We start from the raw sequence: 17645 nt of genomic DNA on the forward strand, positions 1-17645 counted from the left end.
TGGCTGAAGCACGGCTGTTGGCCTTGAGAAATAAAGAACCCGATGCCAATGAGAGCGCACAATGTGAGCCATCTGGCAATTTTGACTTTGACCAGGCTCAGGTAAAAGTGTGGAAGTTGATGCATAAATATGAATTGGCTGAAAAACTGCAGCAAAACATGATTGGCAAGCGTCCGGGTGACAGTGAGAGCAACCCAAGCCAGTCCGCTGATAACGATCGCCCTGAATAAAGATTGGAGAAAAATTTAAATGGATATTTCATCTACGTCAAATCCAGGTGCAAACGCCCTGAATGAAAGTTTCTGGTTAGTGGGTGTAACTGACTCAGAGGAGAATGCTGCACCAACAACCGGAACTTTTCACTCACGAAAAACCACGAAAGAGCCACTTGGACTGCAGAATTTGAAGATCCGGGGATTTTCACAAAGGGAAATTAGTGCGGCAGAGAAAACACTTAAAGATAGAAACATCTCCCCCACCTATGAGGCCATATCCAACTTTTTGGGTGAAGGCTGGCGCAGTAACCGGTTTCCTCTTTTTCACCAGCTTAGTGAAGTCATTGAACAGACACCTGGCGTTCAGGGTAAAGCTCGGCTGGCCCAGACACTAATAGAATTTGTAGGATCATTAAAAGATGATGCAGTTAGAGAACTCGACCAACATTATGCATCCTTGTGGCCCGATAGACAGGAAATTGCAACTATCGTTGACCGCTGGCCTCCAGAGCTCAAAGAGCAAGCTCAATATATTAAAAGAAACTGGCCAGAACTGGTCGTAAAAGGCGACATGAAGTTTAACTTCGGTTCTACAACAAAGGTCTGCTCCAGCCACTATCGAGGCTATAGAAAAGCACCATCAGAGTTAGGATATCTGGCATTTTTCCGTCTTATCAAAGACATCTGGTTCGATGCTCTAAAAACGGACAATGCATGCACCATGAACAGAGTCTGCCATCTGCTGATTTCTTTCACCAAGGAAATATCAGGCAATACCATCCTGTATGAAGGTGCCAGTCGAAAAGAACAATTCGAAAATGTCATTCAAAGAGAGCTGAAAAAAGGCATCTCATCGACCTATGATATCGGCGCTTTTGCTTTTCTGCTGGTCGCAAATCCAGCATTATGGAGTGACCATAAACATGAGACGTTTCAGTTGATGACCAGCAGGGCTTTTAATAGCAAGGCCGATGAACTGGCTCACCTATATTCGCACTGGCAGGAACCAGCTAAGCAAGATCAGGTCTGCAAAACTGTCGAGGCCGAGGTCATCCCTGAGATTGCCATTACCTTGCATTACCTTGGTAGCATTTATAATTACCTGATGAGCTATAGATCACAGGTTACCTGGAGGAACAAAACACTCAATGAAGAACTAGCCAGTGGAGACTATTTCGACAGCACCACTAATCAGTTGGTGCACCCAATTCAAGTAGCTGAATGGAAAACATTACCCCCTCTTACTGAAGTAAAAGAAATACTTTCTCAATTTTATAACAATCCCAGCCATCAGAAACTGTTTTTAGGAACAGAAGAATTCAAAGCATTCCAGCAAGAACAAAGGCGACTGAAAGCCAGACAACGGTTTGCTGAGGCCATTCAAACCACAACAAATCAGATTAAAAAAGAGAGAGCAGACCTGATTAAAAAGCAGTTCAAAGAACAGGGATTTACAGCAAGAAAGGATGATCAGGGTAATATCAGCTATGGAGAGGCCTATTATCAAGCGCGCAAACAATACATGAGTCACCTTAAGGAGCAAAAACTGGCCGTTGAACAACACATTGGTGTCCCTATTCCTTTTAAAGTGACGGCTTTGCAGTTGAACCAGACGCTTGAGGCATTTGATGAATTACCCACTGCTGAGCAACGATACTGGAAAATGAGCCGAGCTTACGCTGAGAGCACTGCCATTCCAGAATTATTAGCTGACTTATCGCTGACGCAGGATTGGGAAGATACCGAGTCTTCGGGAATGCTGGCCCATGAACACGAAAAACTGAAGGAAAAACAAAGCAAATTTATCACTTGCCGCTGTTCAGAATGCACCGTCTGCGAAGCGACCCGTTATCTCTGTGAATGCCCGGATGGGTTGAACCAGAGAATTGCCAGAAGAGAGAACAAACAAAAAGATTACATCCTGAAAAAAAGAATTATTAAAAGCGTTGAGGCTTATTATGCTGAAAATTTCTGTAAAGAAGGAACCCCTGTGTTGGCGGAAGATAATCAGACAGCCATTCCCGCAGTACAGACGCAAAACCCGAAAAAGAGAAAACGCGAAAATTTCCTTGTTGATCGTGATATAAGCCCCCTTTCCCGTCCAGCTAAAATGCCTCGTTTTGAGCACACACTCACGGATGGAAGCCTGTGTGAGAAAAAGCACCACTCAGAATCCTTGATCGATAGGCACAAGCGCGATTTTATAACCAAGGTAATACATAAAAAAGTGTATTCTCCAGAAAAATTTCACCGGCGTCACCAACGATCAGCAGAGCCTGCCGGGCAACGAAAATATAATAAAGTGCTGAGGCAACTCTATAAAAGCTATGCTGACAACCCCTCCTCCCGAATAAGCATTACTGAAATCCTTGACTGCTTTGATAAAAACCCGAAACAGGCAATCGCTGCTGTTAACGATTTAAAGGAAAAACCACAAGAGATAAGGTCACTGTTTAAACCGGGCACTCTGGAGTTGGCTATACCTAAATCACTAAAGGCCATTCCATGTCAGGTGATCTATCACAATATTGAATCATTTAATAATCACCTCCATGATCTGGCAGCGGGAAAGGATAATAATTTCATTCCTCTGGATAAAAGGAAAGTGAAGGGGTTATACCTCCATAAAACATTCTGCCTTGCCTGCCGGACTAATTTTGGCCAGAAGCGCGAGCTTCAGGCCCATTTAAAAGAGACGCATCAGGCAACCATGGAGAACACGTTTGAGCGTATTCGAGCAGGGCGACTTGAGCCGACGAATGATGCCGCCATTGCCCCCCCTGAGTCGCCCATCGAAAATAGGGAGCCTCAAACCATTGAACAGATGCCCTTCGATCAGCGACTACAGGCAATCCCAGCGCTCTTCGAGCATGAAAGCGTATAGATATGCGATCTATCTGTATCTATCATGATGTAGAAATCAGCGAACTGTACGAGCTTGCCATTTCCGGGAGATCATCAGTAAACAGGGGGTTACCAGCAGTGTTAACAGCGTGGCAAAGGTTAGCCCCCCTGCTATCGAGGTCGCCAGCTGATTCCACATCTGGGTGGAGGGCGCTCCAATCTCGATTGAATGGTCGAACATATTAATGTTCATCGACAATACCATAGGCATCAGGCCCAATACGGTCGTGATGGTGGTCAGCATGACGGGTCTGAGACGCTGGGCACCGGTTCTGAGAACCGCTTCCCGGGTACTGTGCCCTTCTCTTCTCAGACTGTTAAAGGTGTCAATCAAGACTATGTTGTTGTTCACAACAATACCCGCCAGGGCAATAATGCCGATGCCGCACATTACGATGCCAAAGCTCTGATCGGTGATCATCAATCCAAGAAAGACACCCCCTGTGGCCAATATCACGGCTGACATGATTAATGCAGCCTGGTAGAAACTGTTGAACTGGGTTACCAGGATCATGGCCATGACAAACAGCGCAATACTGAATGCTTGCATCAGAAATTGTCCGCTCTCTTTCTGGTCCTCTTCTTCGCCCTTAAAGTCAAAGCTGACACCCTCGGCAAAATTGGCCGCTGCCAACTCCTGGGTCAACAAGGGGATTTGCTCTGAAAGCAGCGCTCCATCGATCAGGTCAGCTGAAAGTGTGATGGTTCGTTTACCGTCTATACGCTTGATGTTGTCGAGCTTGCTGCTGACTTCCCGTTCCGTATAGTTACCAATGGGCACCAGTCCGGAAGAGGTCATTAGACGCAGTTGGTCAATACTTTCCAAGTGTCGTTCACTTTCAGGGTAACGGATGCGTATGTCCACCTCATCGTCAGAATCATCAGGGCGATAGGAGCCCACTGTTAATCCGGATGTCACCATTCTTACCATGCTGCCAGTGGTTGCAACGTCGGCTCCGTAGCGAGCAGCTTCAGCACGATCAATACTCAGACGCCATTCGTAACCGGGTGCAGGCCCTGAATCCTCAATATTGGTAAAAGAACCAACATTCTCGAGCAGGTTTCTTGCCTTAGCCACTGAATTGTAAAGAGTTTCGAGATTATCGGCTCTGACAATCAGCTCCAGAGGCTTACTGCCTGGAGGGCCATCCTTGACTCGTTCAACGGCTATATCCAGCCCCGGGAAAACGGCCAGTCTTTGCTCAGCATCCTGAGCTACGGCCAGTGTTGTGTCTCGGTATTGCCAGCCTTCAAGATTGATTCTTAATGTCCCCACAACCTGGTTATCTCCGGTTCTGGCATAAAGTGTTTTCATGCCAGGCAGGTCTAGCAGGCGGGTTTCTATCTTTTCCATCAAGGCATCTTTTTCATCAACAGAAAGGTTTCCTGAGTTCACTTTCACGGTGATGATGATGGCGTCAGTATCCACATCAGGGAAAAACTCGACGCCACGGGAAGTCTTAATAAAGAGCGTAAAAATCAGCACGACCGTCATGCAGGTAAAGAGTAAAACCCTGCCAGGGTTTTCTATCGCACGGGCTAAAACCGACACATATCGTCCGGTAAAGCCGGTTGTCTGAGCAAATTCGCCTGACTCAACAGCCATCATGGATGCTTTTTCTCTGGCACCCAGTGAGCGGGGTTTGCCAATCATGGCACCCAGGGTCGGGATGAAAATCAGGGCCATGATCAAAGAAGAAGCCAATGTGGCGATGAGAGTAAGGGGTAAGTACTTCATAAATTCCCCCATCATTCCCGGCCAGAACATCAGCGGAAAGAATGCTGCCAGTGTTGTGGCAGTAGAGGCAGTGATGGGCCAGGCCATTTTGCGAGAGGCTTCGAGATAAGCCTTTTGGCGATGAATCCCCTCCCCCATTCTTCTGTCTGCATACTCAGTGACAACAATAGCGCCATCAACCAGCATGCCTACCGCCATAATCAGTGAGAAAAGCACGACCATATTAATGGTCAGGCCCATGATTTGCAGAATCAGGATGCCCGACAGGAATGAACCGGGTATTGCGATGCCCACCAGAAAGGCACTCCGAGCCCCAAGAGCACCAATAATAATGATAACTACGAGAATCACTGCAGACAGGACGTTGTTCTGCAAGTCAGTCACCATCCTTTTTACTTCTTCGGACTGATCACCCACGTAGTCCACTTTCAAGGTCCCGGGTCCCAATGCAATGCCTTGATTGATGATGGCCTTTGCGATTTCTATGGCTTCAATAATGTTCTCACCGGGTCGTTTTTTTATTTCCAGGGCAATACTGTTTTCGCCATTCAGGCGGGCATAACCGCCGCCCTCTTTAAACGTGCTCAGGACGGTAGCGATATCTGCAAAAGTCACCACCCGGTTCTCTTCTGCTTTTACCGGCTGGGAAAGAATATCCGCCGACGTTTTGTAGACGGCAGGCACTTTAATGGAGTAGCTGCCCTGACCAGTATCCAAACTGCCTGCGGCAACCAGCTGATTATTCTGTGAAACAAGGTTAATGACATCAGCAGGAATCAGGCCATAACTTTCCAGTTTCATCGGATCGATAATGACGTCTACGACTTCTTCCCTGTCACCGGCGATGTCTACTTCCAGGATCTCCTTTCGGGCTTCCAGCTTATCCTTGAGAGCTCGTGCAATCTTTACCATGGCTCTTTCAGGAAGATGGCCAGAGAGGATAGCCGTTATCACAGGGTTTACACTGGCCATGGTAATCTGTTCAATGACAGGCTCATCGGTACCGTCGGGCAGTTTACTTTTTGCCAGGTTTACTTTGTCGCGTACATCGGCGAGAGCTTTATCAAGCTCTACCCCAGCCTCAAACTCAAGCGTAACAGAGGCGTGGGATTGAGAAGCGGTTGCCGATAGCTCTTTGACGCCCTCAAGTCCCTGAAGCTCTTTTTCCAGAGGCAGGATCAGTAATCTTTCTGAATCTTCTGGTGAAATGCCTTCATAGTTAACGGAAACATAGACGTAGGGAATAGGAACATCAGGCGAAGATTCCCTGGGAATCGTCAGATAGGAGAGCATCCCTGAGATAAGAATCAGGAAAAACATCATCAGAACCGTACGACTGCGGTTCAGCGAAAGGCCAATCAGACTGCTCATGGTGTATCCCCTGCTAGCTTGTCTCTTTTAACAGCAAGAGTCTGCACAGGGTCAACAATTACCCGGTCCCCTTCTCTGACAAAACCATGCCCTCGGGTGATGAGCCTGGCACTGGCAGGAATACCGGTAAGCCAGATACCGCTGGCTTCAGATTTGACAATATCGACGGCAGTGAAGTTCACCTGATCCCTTTCATCCACCCACTTGATGCCGGGATTACCGGTCTCATCCAGACTTAACAGGGCCGGTGAAACCTTGATGGCTTCAACTTGCTCCAGTTTAAGGTCAGCTTCAACACTCAAACCGGCTGGAGTCTCCATGGCTGTATTCGCCAGACTGAGTTCTACCTTAAAGGTTCGAGTGCCTGACTCAGCCAGTCGGGCGATGTTGCGAACTTCTGCAGAGGCTGTTTTTCCGGTAGCAAAACGGATATCTGCTCTGTCACCCAGGGTGACTGAAGCGATGTACGACTGGGGAACATTGACAGAAACCACCAGAGGATCAAGATCGAGTATCTCGGCGACGGGTTTCCCCATTTCAATATAATCGCCCTGCTCAACAAACCGGTTGTTCAGGATGCCGGTCACCGGAGCACGGATTCGGGTGTTATCGAAATCGATTTGCAACGTTGAAAGCGCTGACCGAGCCTCACTCAGGGCCACTTCCAGTTGCGGTAACTCATTCTCAGCAATCAGGTTTTTAGTTTTCAGTGACAATGCCGAGTTATAGTCCAGCTCAGCTTTTCGGACTCTGGCTTTGGCAGCAGCAATCCGGGCCGGTAATGCCCCCTCTTTTAAGGTGACGATAGCTTCTCCACTTTTTATGAACTGCCCTTTCTGACCCGATGCGGCCAGGACTCTGGCAGAAATTTCTGCACTGATCGTTACTATTCTGTCAGGCTGAGTTTCTCCAAATAAGGATAGGGTTCGGTGAATGGATTCAACGGGAAAAATTCTGGCTGAGACCCTGGCCAGTGGTAATTCGACAACAGGCTCGCTTTTCGCACGAAATGAGGAATTACCTTTATCGGACATGGAAGTTATATCCGCCGTCAGCAGATAGACGCCTAAAAGCCCCGCCATTCCTCCAGCAAGGATCCAGGATCGATTAATGTCAGGCATAGAGTGTTCGCAATGTGTCGTGATTGTTCCTATGATCTCGTACGGCCCTGTACGATTCTGTAATAGAAACTATAAAGAAGCTGGGTGGTAAGCAGCAAGTAAAGGCCAATATTTTTGCCGTTCTCTGACCTTCGAGCCAGATGCTTCGGCTTATAACCCGAAGGCTTTTCAGCTATGATGCAGCTCATACTCCTCAAGGAAGCCGTTTCAAGGTTATGAAAGTCATCACATTTAACGTCAATGGAATCCGTGTTCGCCTGCATCAACTCAAGGCTCTGATCGAAAAGCATCAGCCGGAGGTCATTGGACTGCAGGAGATCAAAGTCACTGATGAAGATTTTCCCGTCGAAGCCATTGAAGCTTTGGGCTATCACGTTGAGTATTTCGGACAGAAAACACATTATGGTGTTGCTCTGATGAGTCGTCAGAAGCCTGTCAGGGTTGAGAAAGGTTTCAAAACTGAGGCTCCTGATGCCCAAAGACGCCTTATCACTGCAGAATACCAGACACGCAGCGGCCAATCCTTTACTGTCATTAATGGTTATTTCCCTCAGGGCGAGAGCCGTGACCACCCTACCAAGTTTCCTGCCAAACAAGCTTTTTATCAGGATCTGATGACCACCCTGGATACGGAGTATTCACCCGATCAACCTTTACTGGTCATGGGCGACTTCAATATCTCCCACAAAGATAGCGACATTGGTATTGGTCCCGAAAATGCAAAGCGCTGGTTAAAAACAGGGAAATGCAGTTTCCTGCCGGAAGAAAGAGAGTGGTTTGACCGTCTTCTGGCCTGGGGATTCACTGATTGCTTTCGTGTATGCCCTGAAAAGAGCAGTGAAGAACTCTATAGCTGGTTTGACTACCGCAGTCGTGGATTTGACCGTGAGCCCAAAAGAGGCCTTCGAATAGACGGGGTTATCGCAACGGACTGCCTGATGAAGCACTTCAGGGCAACGGGCATTGATTACGATATTCGTGGCCTGGAGAAACCTTCAGATCATGCCCCTCTCTGGGTGAAATTCGACCTCTGATTATCGTTGTCCGATACAAAATAGCCTCTTACATCAAGAGGCTATGGTATTTTATTGATGTTCTTTGAGACTATTCAATAATCTCAACAGCGTCGCCTAAACGGATAATGCCTTCTGATTCATGGATCAGGTTTTGTCCAAAAATGACACCCATCTCTGTTCTTCTGTAGCCTGACAATGTCATTAACGGATCTTTTCCTGTCTTAACGCCTTTTACCGGATCAACCGTTGTCATGACACATCGACTACAAGGCTTGGCTACCCGGAAAACCACTTCACCGATTTTGATTCTTTTCCAATGATCTTCTGCGTAGTAACCGGCACCCTGAATGACAATATTAGGCCTGAAACGATCCATAGTGATCGGAGTATCAAGGCGGCTGTTAAGCTCCTGCAATGAAGCTTCTGTGGTAAGAAGAAAAGGGAAACCATCGGCAAAAGCTGTGTTGTCGCCTTTGTTGGCAAAACGAAGATCCACCTGACGATTCACCTGCTCTGAGAACTTCACCATTCTGCATGGTACGCCAAGAGATTCAGTGAGCCACTGGGATGCCGCCTCACCTGCATCAAGCGCTTGCAGTTCATCTTTCCAAACCACAACCCGCACTTGAGAGACCTCAGACTGTCGCTCCGGGTCTTTGATAATGAGATCATCCATTCCTGAAGCTGACAGGGTTAATCCATCTTCGTGGGGAATGGCAGAAATCAACGCCATTTTTGGATAGTGGCGCTGGGTCATAAATTTGCCATCAGGTTCGACGACCAACCAGCGTCGGTCATTCACAAATCCCATACGATCAATGACAGCCTGGTCCACCGAAATCTTCTTGAGTGACTTCACCGGATGAATAGCAAGATGGGAAACAGTCAGGGAAGAATGAGTCATTAAAGTCTCACTATCATTTTTGTACATTTAGCGAATTGGCTTATTGCCACGCCCATCAGATTTTGGAGAGAATGTACCAGATTTTTACCTGACACTTCGAGTTATTATGAAGCCTAAGCTGGTGGACATCGGTGTAAATCTCACTGATGAGCAATTTTCAAAGGATCGGGATCAGGTCATGGAGCGTGCCATTGATGCTGGCGTAAATACGATGATTCTTACAGGAACCTCTGTTAATGAGTCTCAGCAAGCTTTGGAGCTGGCCCAACAGTATTCAGATTACTGCTATTCAACGGCTGGCATTCATCCCCACTATGCCAAAAATACTACAGACTCCTGTTACGAAGACCTGAAATTGCTCTTTCAGGCACCGAAAGTGGTCGCTGCGGGTGAAATGGGCCTGGACTTTAACCGGGATTTTTCTCCCAGACCGACTCAGGAAACCGTTTTTCAGAAACAGTTGCAACTGGCTGTTGAATCGGGCCTTCCCGCTTTTTGCCATGAGCGCGATGCAGCAGACCGTTTTACAGCCATTGCCAGAGAGTTCAGAGATTATCTGGGTGGACTGGTTGTTCACTGTTTTACAGCAGACAAAAAAGCGCTTTATCAATACCTGGATTTGGATTTGCACATCGGTATAACCGGCTGGGTCTGTGATGAAAGGCGTGGTACTCACTTGCATCCATTACTGAAAGATATTCCGGCAAACCGTTTAATGATAGAAACAGATGCCCCATGGCTTTTGCCCAGAAGCATGGACAAAAGACCAAAGAACAGAAGAAATGAGCCTGCCTATTTGTCCTGGGTAGTGAAAACCATTGCTGAGCAGACGGGCAAAACCTATGAGCAAGTGGCCAGAGAGACATCAGAAACGGCCAGAAACTTTTTCAATTTGGGTCCAGATGGACAATCACGTCGGCATTGGGAAGGAGTGCGATAATGGCATCTTCCGCTGCCTGCCCAATATCATGCGCATCGTGTAAGCTCTGATCACCATCAAGGTCAATGTGCATCTGGATAAAGGGAACCCGGCCAGAAATACGGGTTCTCATCTCATGAATGCCCTGTACCCCTTCAATGGCCCGCACAATGCGCTCAATGTCCTGAACCTGCTGCTCTGGCAGGGAATGATCCATGAGCTGCTGAACCGCACTCCATGCCATCTTGCCAACACTAACTAGCATATAAATCGCTATCAGGAGAGCAAATCCCGGATCAATATAGAAATAACCCAGACTGGCACCAAAAAGCGCGATAATGACAGATACATTGGTGAGCAGATCTATCCGATAATGCATCGAGTCGGCAGCAATGGCCGTAGATCCGGTTTTCTTCACAACATAAGTCTGTATGCTCAGGAGTATCAGAGTAGCCAGAATCGAGAAAAGCATGACAACCATGCCCACTGATTCATTGCTAACGCTGCCCTCCCTCACCAACAACTGATCAATGGCGTTGAGAAAAAGAATAATAGCCGAACCTGAAATAAAAGCTGACTGAGCCAGAACAGCAAGAGACTCTGCTTTGCCATGACCAAATCGGTGCTCTGCGTCGGCGGGTTCAAGAGCAATTCTGACAGCTACCAGTGTAATAACTGAGGCGATCACATCCATGACTGAATCCAACAGCGTTGCCAGAACGCTAAGAGAGTCGGTCATAAACCAGGCGGCAATTTTAACGAATATGAGGACGGCGGCAGTTGTGACAGAAGCCATTGAAGCCAGCTTCATCAACTTTTCATGGTTTTCGGAGATGTTCTTGGAGGGTGTAGACATACGATCCATCGATGATTAAGTTGATTCCCTGATTCCAGAATACTGAAACTGCACTGAAAATCCTAGCTGCCTGTTGGACTTAAGACTGTCCTGCCCGGCAACTGCTCCTGCGTTGCTCTGGCTCCTGCATCCATGTAGTTGTGAGAAAAGGGTCTAAAAATTCCTGCTCTCTTGTCAAATAGCTCGCTATTCCCCTCGGAATCAGAAATTTTTATCCTAAATTTCTCACAATCCTGGTTACGGAGACGCTTAAGTCCGACAGGCTGCCAGAAGCCCGACTAAATTGTCATTAGCACTATGATGAATGTTCATTGAGATGGTTATAGATCCACTCACCAAGCTGCTCCATTTCAAATGGCCAGCTTATCTCGTCACCCTGTTCAGTAGCGATCACCGGGATCTTGACACCGTATCGTACGATTAAATCCTCAGATGCACTGATTTCAACCGCAGACCATCGGAATTGACTATTAAGTTGAGGATGTCGGCCGAGAATATTAAGAAATTCTTCAGCATGATCACACAGGTGACAACCAGATGTGGTATAGAAAGATAAGTGCAGCACAAATTTTCCTGAACAGCGGGAGATTAAGTCGGATACAATTGTAACCGTTCATTCAGCTCACCCCAAACTATTGAGGTGCTACAGAGCTGCATTTTCACTGTAAAAAAGAATAATCAGGCCTGATAAACGATGGACTTTACCTTTTTCAATCAATTGATGTTAATCCTGGCTCTCTCCGTGGGAGCCATTGCACTGTTTCATCGCCTGAATCTGCCAGAGAGTCTTGGCTACCTGGCCGTGGGTATCGTACTTGGCCCTACCGCCACAGGTTTGATTGATCATAGCTTTGATATCAGCCTGCTGGCCGAAATTGGCGTGGTTTTCCTGCTGTTTACCCTGGGTCTTGAGTTTTCGCTCAAACGAATGAAGTCCATGAAGCGGGAAGTGTTCGGACTTGGGGGCGGGCAGGTCCTGTTATGTGGGGCAGGAATATTTGCGGTTCTGCTGTTGGTTGGAACATCAGTAAAAGAAGCTTTGATCGTTGCAGCCGCTCTTGCTCTGTCTTCTACTGCGATTGTTTCTAAAGAGTTGACCCAGAGTAATGAAATTCGCAGTCGTCAGGGCCAGATGGCGATTGGCGTGCTGCTATTTCAGGATATTGCAGCGGTTCTATTCCTGATTCTGGTACCAGCGCTGGCGGGTGCGGGTGATAAGTCAGTTTTCACCACCATCAGCATGGCTCTGGCCAAAGGCCTTCTTTTTGTTCTTCTCATGATGGCTGTTGGTAAATGGATTCTGCCCAGGGTCTTCAACGAAGTGGCCAGGGCTCGTTCTGAAGAGCTATTTGTATTGACTGCGCTCATGATTGCCCTGATGGCTGCCTGGCTAACCCATGTTCTGGGTCTATCTATGGCTCTGGGTGGCTTTATTGCCGGGATGATGATGGGAGAGAGTAACTATAAGCATCAGGTGGAAGCGGATATTCGTCCTTTCCGGGATATTTTACTGGGACTGTTCTTTGTCTCCGTTGGGTTGATGCTTGATCTGAATATTCTGCTGAAGTTCTGGCCAGCAATTATTCTGGGTACCTTGGGTCTGGTTCTCTTCAAACTGGGTATCATTACGCTACTGGCAAGAATGCTTAGAGAGAAAAAAAGCACTTCACTAAAAACTGGCCTGGCGCTGGCTCAAGGGGGCGAATTCTGTTTTGCCCTCATTGCCCTGGCTACTCAATATGGTCAGACGGGAGGGGAGAGAGCTTCTGTGGTGTTGGCTATTACCATTCTTTCCATGATTCTGGCGCCGTTGCTCATCAGAAACAGCAGCAAAATTGTCAATCTTCTATACAAGAAACAAGAAGCTAAACAGTCTCAAATTGATCAGGGCGATATTGAGCAGCAGGTCTCTCACATCAGGCAGCATACCCTGATTTGTGGCTACGGGCGCGTGGGACAGACTATAAGCCGATTCCTGGGGCAAGAAAAGCTGGCTTTTGTAGCAATCGATAATGACCCTCTGCATGTTCATGAAGCCGGGCTTGCAGGTGAACCCGTCTTTTATGGTGATTCTCGTCGATTAGAGCTTTTGGAGTCCGTCGGTTTGAAACGTGCCAGACAAGTGATTATCTGCATTGATCGCAGTGAGAATGCTCTGGAAATCGTCAAAACGATTCGCTCCCATTATCAGGATATTCCTATTCTGGTAAGAACTCAGGATGACAGTCTGACAGCCTCACTTAAAAACGCTGGTGCCACAGCGGTTATTCCCGAAGTGCTCGAATCCAGCTTGTTGATTGTGAAGCATGTTCTGTTAATGTTGGGCATGGATCCCAATCAGGTTAGGGGCAAGATCAATAAAGCCAGAGAACAACAGTACGATATTCTCAATGGTTACTATCCGGGCTATGAAGATGTTCTGGCAGATAGTGAAGAAACCTCTCTGCGCCATGCCGTTAACGTTTGTCGGGGTAACACCTGTGAAGGATTGGATCCCTGTGATTTACCACTTGAACAAGATGTTTCTGTTGTTGAAGTGAAACGAGACGGCCAAAGTTTGGATCCGGAAGATGTGGATGCTCTTAAACAAGACGATATTGTTATTCTGACGGGACCTCTCGCACCCATGCAGCAATCTGAAAAGAACCTTATCTGATCCTGTGGCAGCCATGAAATATGGGCTGCCACTTTCTTAAAAAAATCTTAAAATTCTTTCTCGAAATTAAACTCTGTCCAGAGTTAGATAACTGCCTAACGGTAGAAATAATCCACAATATAATAAAAATAAGTTCATTAATTTCAATATGATACAAGAATAACTTAATAACCGTTCGAACAGGCACTATAATAGTATTTGTGAAAGGAATCTCGGAAAAAACAGGCGGTTAACAATAACTTATATAAATAATACAGGTGAACTACTATGGCCACTCGATCGACTCAGTGCTCTCTCTCTTTGCTTTTTATGCTGGTGTCGGTCCTGACTGTTAAACCTCTTGATAGTCACGCCTTCTTCCTTGAGTTCTATATGCCTCCCTACTTTTCAGGTATGGAAGCGCGCCCAATTGCTTATAAATCAGAACCGCCCCAGAATGCTTCTCTTATTCAGCAGGAAGAGCCTTTTTTCTGCAATGACTACGAGACAAATTTTAATTATTTTAAAAGTCTGCCATCCACTGCATTAATAAAGCTTGGTGGCTTTGGATTATTGGGAACAGCTTTAACCCAATCAGTATCAGGCGGAGTGAATCCTCGTAATTACTGGCACAAGCCTATTTTTCTATTGAACCTGGTCACAATTCTTTCCTGGTCCATACCTCAGGCAAGCTATACCAATGAATACACTCTATCTGCTGCGCAATACCAAAAAGCTGAAAACAAGTCAGATCGCACAACAACGGCAAGCAGCAACAATACTCAGCTTTATGAGGAAGAGCCTTTCGCCGGTTACGCGATGACAAGCCTGTCATTTGTCAGCCTCAATTTACTCGCTGAATTTTATAATGCCAACAATCCGTCCCCAGGACCCGGGGTGAATATACTGGAAAATTTTGCCATCGGTGCGAAATCGATTGGTGTTACCAGCAACGTGGCGTCAGCCCTGAGAACTCACCTCAAAAATGGTTATCTAAGTAAGGGTTATACAATCTATGAAGCTGCTGCTGCTGCATCAAGAGATGTAACCATTATCTACACAGCTGTTCTGGCTGGAGTGGTAAAAACTGGTCTGCTTAACTCAGCAGCTATGGACGGCGTAAACGCCAAAGATATTGAGCAATATTCATGGGCCATGGCTCATTACGTCGGTCGAAAATACTACCATGTATCCCTCTCAGCAGGAATGATGATCAGTGCGGCCTATGAATCGATTGGCTCTCTTGAAAATTACTGCATGGCAAACTTTGATCAGGTTTTGCCCCATGCTCACTATGATGAAGCAGAAAAGCTGGTTTTTTGTAAAGGTGTAGCTTCTGTTTCGATGGCCAGCATCGGCGGTCTGGCTTTATTGAAATATTCCAGTGGTCTGACCTGGATTTATCTCGTAAATGCTGTTGAAGCAGCGGGTCTGATTAATACAGAAATGGCAATCACTCTGGGTCGAAATCTTTTCGATCACCCGGCCGCTAAAGATACAGCAGGACTTACCCTGGGAGGAACAATTACGGCAGGTTCGCTTTTCCTGAACCTCTATTACTTCCCCGGAATAGTTATGACGAGCCTATTCCAGGGCTCCGGGCTAATCATGATATATGAAGGCGGTTCTACACTGGTCAGTCATTCTTATCCTGCTGCAGGAAAAATATTGGCTCTTGGACACAGCTTAATGGGGAATTATGACTATGTCTGTAAACCAAGAGCCAAAGGTCTCAACCATCTTGACCCATAACTATTTGTGCGGTTCTGTTATTTAGGGATGCTACATGCAATCATTGATCAAGCAGTTTTTTTTTCTGGTTTTATTGTTTTGCTTCACCTCTCTTTGTGCCGCTCAGTCGAAGTTCAATCTCAGCACTTCTCTTTACACTCCTTCCCTGAATTCTGACCCGAAACCAGGGCTTGAACCAGAAGTGAATGTGAACCTTTTCTGGTCTCATCAACCATTCAGCGTGGAGCTTCAAAAACAGCATGAATCTGGAGAATTTATAATAACTGAGCTACCGGAAATGGATTTGCAAGAGGCAAGAACATTTCTGGATACGACATTATCCAACCAGCTTAAGGAAAGAAGTCTGGATCATGAAATTCGAGTACCCTGTAATAGGCAAAGTCGCAAATGTGATGTTGAGGTTTACCTGTTCAATCAGCGGGAATCATCAAAGCAGCTGACAGAGATTATACGATTTACGGTACTTCTGAATTTAAGGCCAGCCACAGTAAACACAGACTCTTATCACTCATCGAAAATCGATAAATCAGGTAGTAACGCACATTCTGGCTTAGAAGAAGAATCTGATTCACACTGTATTGCAAGTATGTCTTGTCCTTCTGCTTCTGTTTCAACAACAGAAACAGCTTCATTACAAGAATCAGATCTACCTGACCTTGATCAGGACTGGATGGATCGAGTTCATGTCTATCGAAATCAAGAGAATGGAGACAATCTGGTCATAAGGGATAACATTGTCTACTACACCGGTAAATCACTGACTGTTATTCTCAGTCTATTCAATACGCTGCTATTCCAGTCGGGCCCCATTGATACCAGTGACGGATATTATGGGCATTTCACCAACGCCCACGTATTGGCAGAGGCCCTCGCAATGGGGGATACAATACCGCTTTTGATCAGAGATCATAAGTTGGCTTACGTTACACCTCAGTTAGATGCTACCGGCTTCGCTCTGAGCCTCGCTATTTATGTTACCTACGTATATTACTGGGATAATTTGACTCTGGACAAGAGAAAGATGTCGGGGGCAGATGTGCGGGTATTTTACGCCTGGAAGCTGTTTGCAAATATTGCGACCAAAGCGATTGGCGAGGTCGCAGAACAGAGAGTATTTGCTAATGAGACCGACAGTGATATTCATAAAATAAAATCCTCGCTGTTTACCAGCCTGATAACAGCCCTTCCCTACGGGACAAAGTTACTGGTAACAGCTTTTACAGGAAATAACTATGCCAACCACTTATTGATGGCTGTACCGGCCGATCACCTGCTCTCATGCTCGATCAGTGTGAATGGCGTCTGCATTCAATTGTTTTTCCATCGTATTCTGGGAGAAGCTGATATGACCATTGTTCCTGCTACATCACTGGAACCGGCTAAAAAAGTGACATCTGGCCTTTCTTATATTCCGTCAGCGATGACACAGGTTGCCATAGGAAAAGCTTTGAACGCGCTGGGGATGACTGTATGTGGTGGACATTACATAAAAGGCGCCGGGTATGCATTGGTTGACGGTGTCGATAAATATCTGATTGCCCAAGGTGCCAGCGATCTTAGCCGGTATACAGCGTTAACGGGTGGTGCCCTTTTTATGAGTTACAGTAACTATTCATTCAACAGGGCATTTGCGTCTGGATTCAGTTACCGCTACGCAAAATATCTGATGATTTTGGCAAGTACGGCTTTTATGACACTGTCTGAGTTTTACTTTCATACAACTATATTAAGGTGATTTTAACTTGATTGCGTCATGGTAGGTCTTCTCTTGTCAGATCACTTGTGATTTCATCGCAGGGATGCAATAAGATGACACAGGCACGGAATGGAGAACTATGATGGCAAATGGCACAGGCTTTCTTTCAACGTTGCAGAGCACTCTGGCGTCGGCGTTTGGTGTACAAAGTGAAAAAAAACGGAAGCGTGATTTCTCTCAGGGGCGTCCGGCGCACTTCATCATCGCCGGTATGATTGGAACACTTGTTTTTATTCTGATCTTAATGCTGGTGGTGAAACTGGTGCTCAGTCAGTCTGGGTAGACTTATTGATGACTGACCCAATATACGGCAGTAACAACAACCAGCATCACGATTGAAACAGCTGCAATAGCATCAACAGTACTGTCTTTCGTGGGTTTTCCCTGAGCCATTCATCATCCCCTCAATCAGTTACTTGACATTCAGTTATTTGATAGCGCTACTCCAAGCTAGCCGA

General features: G+C 46.4%; 13 protein-coding genes. 8 read left to right on the forward strand and 5 right to left on the reverse strand.

Going from position 1 to position 17645, the window contains the following annotated elements; genetic code table 11:
- Together KDK19_RS05070 and KDK19_RS05075 are read left to right on the forward strand one after the other, a co-directional pair.
- Window positions 1-230, forward strand: a 230-nt coding sequence (locus tag KDK19_RS05070) for a hypothetical protein (protein ID WP_257291480.1), incomplete at its 5' end; no start/stop codon positions are given.
- Between the two features lie 19 nt (window positions 231-249).
- Window positions 250-3099: a hypothetical protein gene (locus KDK19_RS05075; RefSeq protein ID WP_257279503.1), complete on the forward strand. Its 2850-nt coding sequence runs from the start codon at window positions 250-252 to the stop codon at window positions 3097-3099.
- Window positions 3100-3135: 36 nt separating this feature from the next.
- On the opposite strand, the gene KDK19_RS05080 is transcribed toward KDK19_RS05075, so the two are convergent.
- Window positions 3136-6228 (reverse strand): efflux RND transporter permease subunit, encoded by a 3093-nt coding sequence (locus tag KDK19_RS05080; RefSeq protein ID WP_257291481.1) that lies wholly within the window; start codon window positions 6226-6228, stop codon window positions 3136-3138.
- A complete protein-coding gene (locus tag KDK19_RS05085) occupies window positions 6225-7349 on the reverse strand; it encodes an efflux RND transporter periplasmic adaptor subunit (RefSeq protein ID WP_257279505.1) in 1125 nt (374 codons plus the stop codon). The genes KDK19_RS05080 and KDK19_RS05085 overlap by 4 nt, the downstream gene beginning before the upstream one ends.
- Window positions 7350-7564: 215 nt before the next feature.
- On the opposite strand from KDK19_RS05085, the gene xthA reads away from it, so the two are divergent.
- Entirely contained in the window at window positions 7565-8383 is an 819-nt protein-coding gene (gene xthA / locus KDK19_RS05090) for an exodeoxyribonuclease III (RefSeq protein ID WP_257291482.1), read from the forward strand.
- A gap of 70 nt (window positions 8384-8453) precedes the next feature.
- On the opposite strand, the gene KDK19_RS05095 is transcribed toward xthA, so the two are convergent.
- The gene (locus KDK19_RS05095) at window positions 8454-9269 is read right to left on the reverse strand and encodes an MOSC domain-containing protein (protein WP_257279506.1); all 816 of its coding nucleotides are present in this window, start codon (window positions 9267-9269) and stop codon (window positions 8454-8456) included.
- Between the two features lie 106 nt (window positions 9270-9375).
- Between KDK19_RS05095 and KDK19_RS05100 the strand changes: the two genes are divergently transcribed.
- Window positions 9376-10209 carry a TatD family hydrolase gene (locus KDK19_RS05100; RefSeq protein WP_257279507.1) on the forward strand — a complete coding sequence of 278 codons (834 nt, stop codon included), beginning with the start codon at window positions 9376-9378 and terminating at the stop codon, window positions 10207-10209.
- On the opposite strand, the gene KDK19_RS05105 is transcribed toward KDK19_RS05100, so the two are convergent.
- Both KDK19_RS05105 and KDK19_RS05110 read right to left on the reverse strand, forming a co-directional pair.
- A complete protein-coding gene (locus tag KDK19_RS05105) occupies window positions 10157-11044 on the reverse strand; it encodes a cation diffusion facilitator family transporter (protein ID WP_257254572.1) in 888 nt (295 codons plus the stop codon). The two genes, KDK19_RS05100 and KDK19_RS05105, sit on opposite strands and share 53 nt — an antisense overlap.
- A 295-nt stretch (window positions 11045-11339) precedes the next feature.
- A complete protein-coding gene (locus tag KDK19_RS05110; RefSeq protein WP_257254573.1) occupies window positions 11340-11609 on the reverse strand; it encodes a glutaredoxin family protein in 270 nt (89 codons plus the stop codon).
- 129 nt (window positions 11610-11738) lie between these two features.
- Here KDK19_RS05110 and KDK19_RS05115 point away from each other — a divergent pair, with 129 nt between their 5' ends.
- From KDK19_RS05115 to KDK19_RS05130, 4 genes are all read left to right on the forward strand, one after another.
- The gene (locus KDK19_RS05115; protein ID WP_257254574.1) at window positions 11739-13700 is read left to right on the forward strand and encodes a cation:proton antiporter; all 1962 of its coding nucleotides are present in this window, start codon (window positions 11739-11741) and stop codon (window positions 13698-13700) included.
- A 267-nt stretch (window positions 13701-13967) separates the two neighbouring features.
- Window positions 13968-15431: a hypothetical protein gene (locus KDK19_RS05120; RefSeq protein WP_257254575.1), complete on the forward strand. Its 1464-nt coding sequence runs from the start codon at window positions 13968-13970 to the stop codon at window positions 15429-15431.
- 277 nt (window positions 15432-15708) lie between these two features.
- Window positions 15709-17166, forward strand: a complete 1458-nt coding sequence (locus KDK19_RS05125; protein WP_257288213.1) for a hypothetical protein — start codon at window positions 15709-15711, stop codon at window positions 17164-17166.
- A gap of 100 nt (window positions 17167-17266) precedes the next feature.
- Window positions 17267-17470: a DUF2970 domain-containing protein gene (locus KDK19_RS05130; RefSeq protein WP_257275648.1), complete on the forward strand. Its 204-nt coding sequence runs from the start codon at window positions 17267-17269 to the stop codon at window positions 17468-17470.
- The last annotated feature ends 175 nt before the right edge of the window (window positions 17471-17645 follow it).

It is taken from the genome of Endozoicomonas sp. ONNA1 (assembly GCF_024606325.1).
Taxonomy (GTDB): Bacteria; Pseudomonadota; Gammaproteobacteria; order Pseudomonadales; family Endozoicomonadaceae; genus Endozoicomonas_A.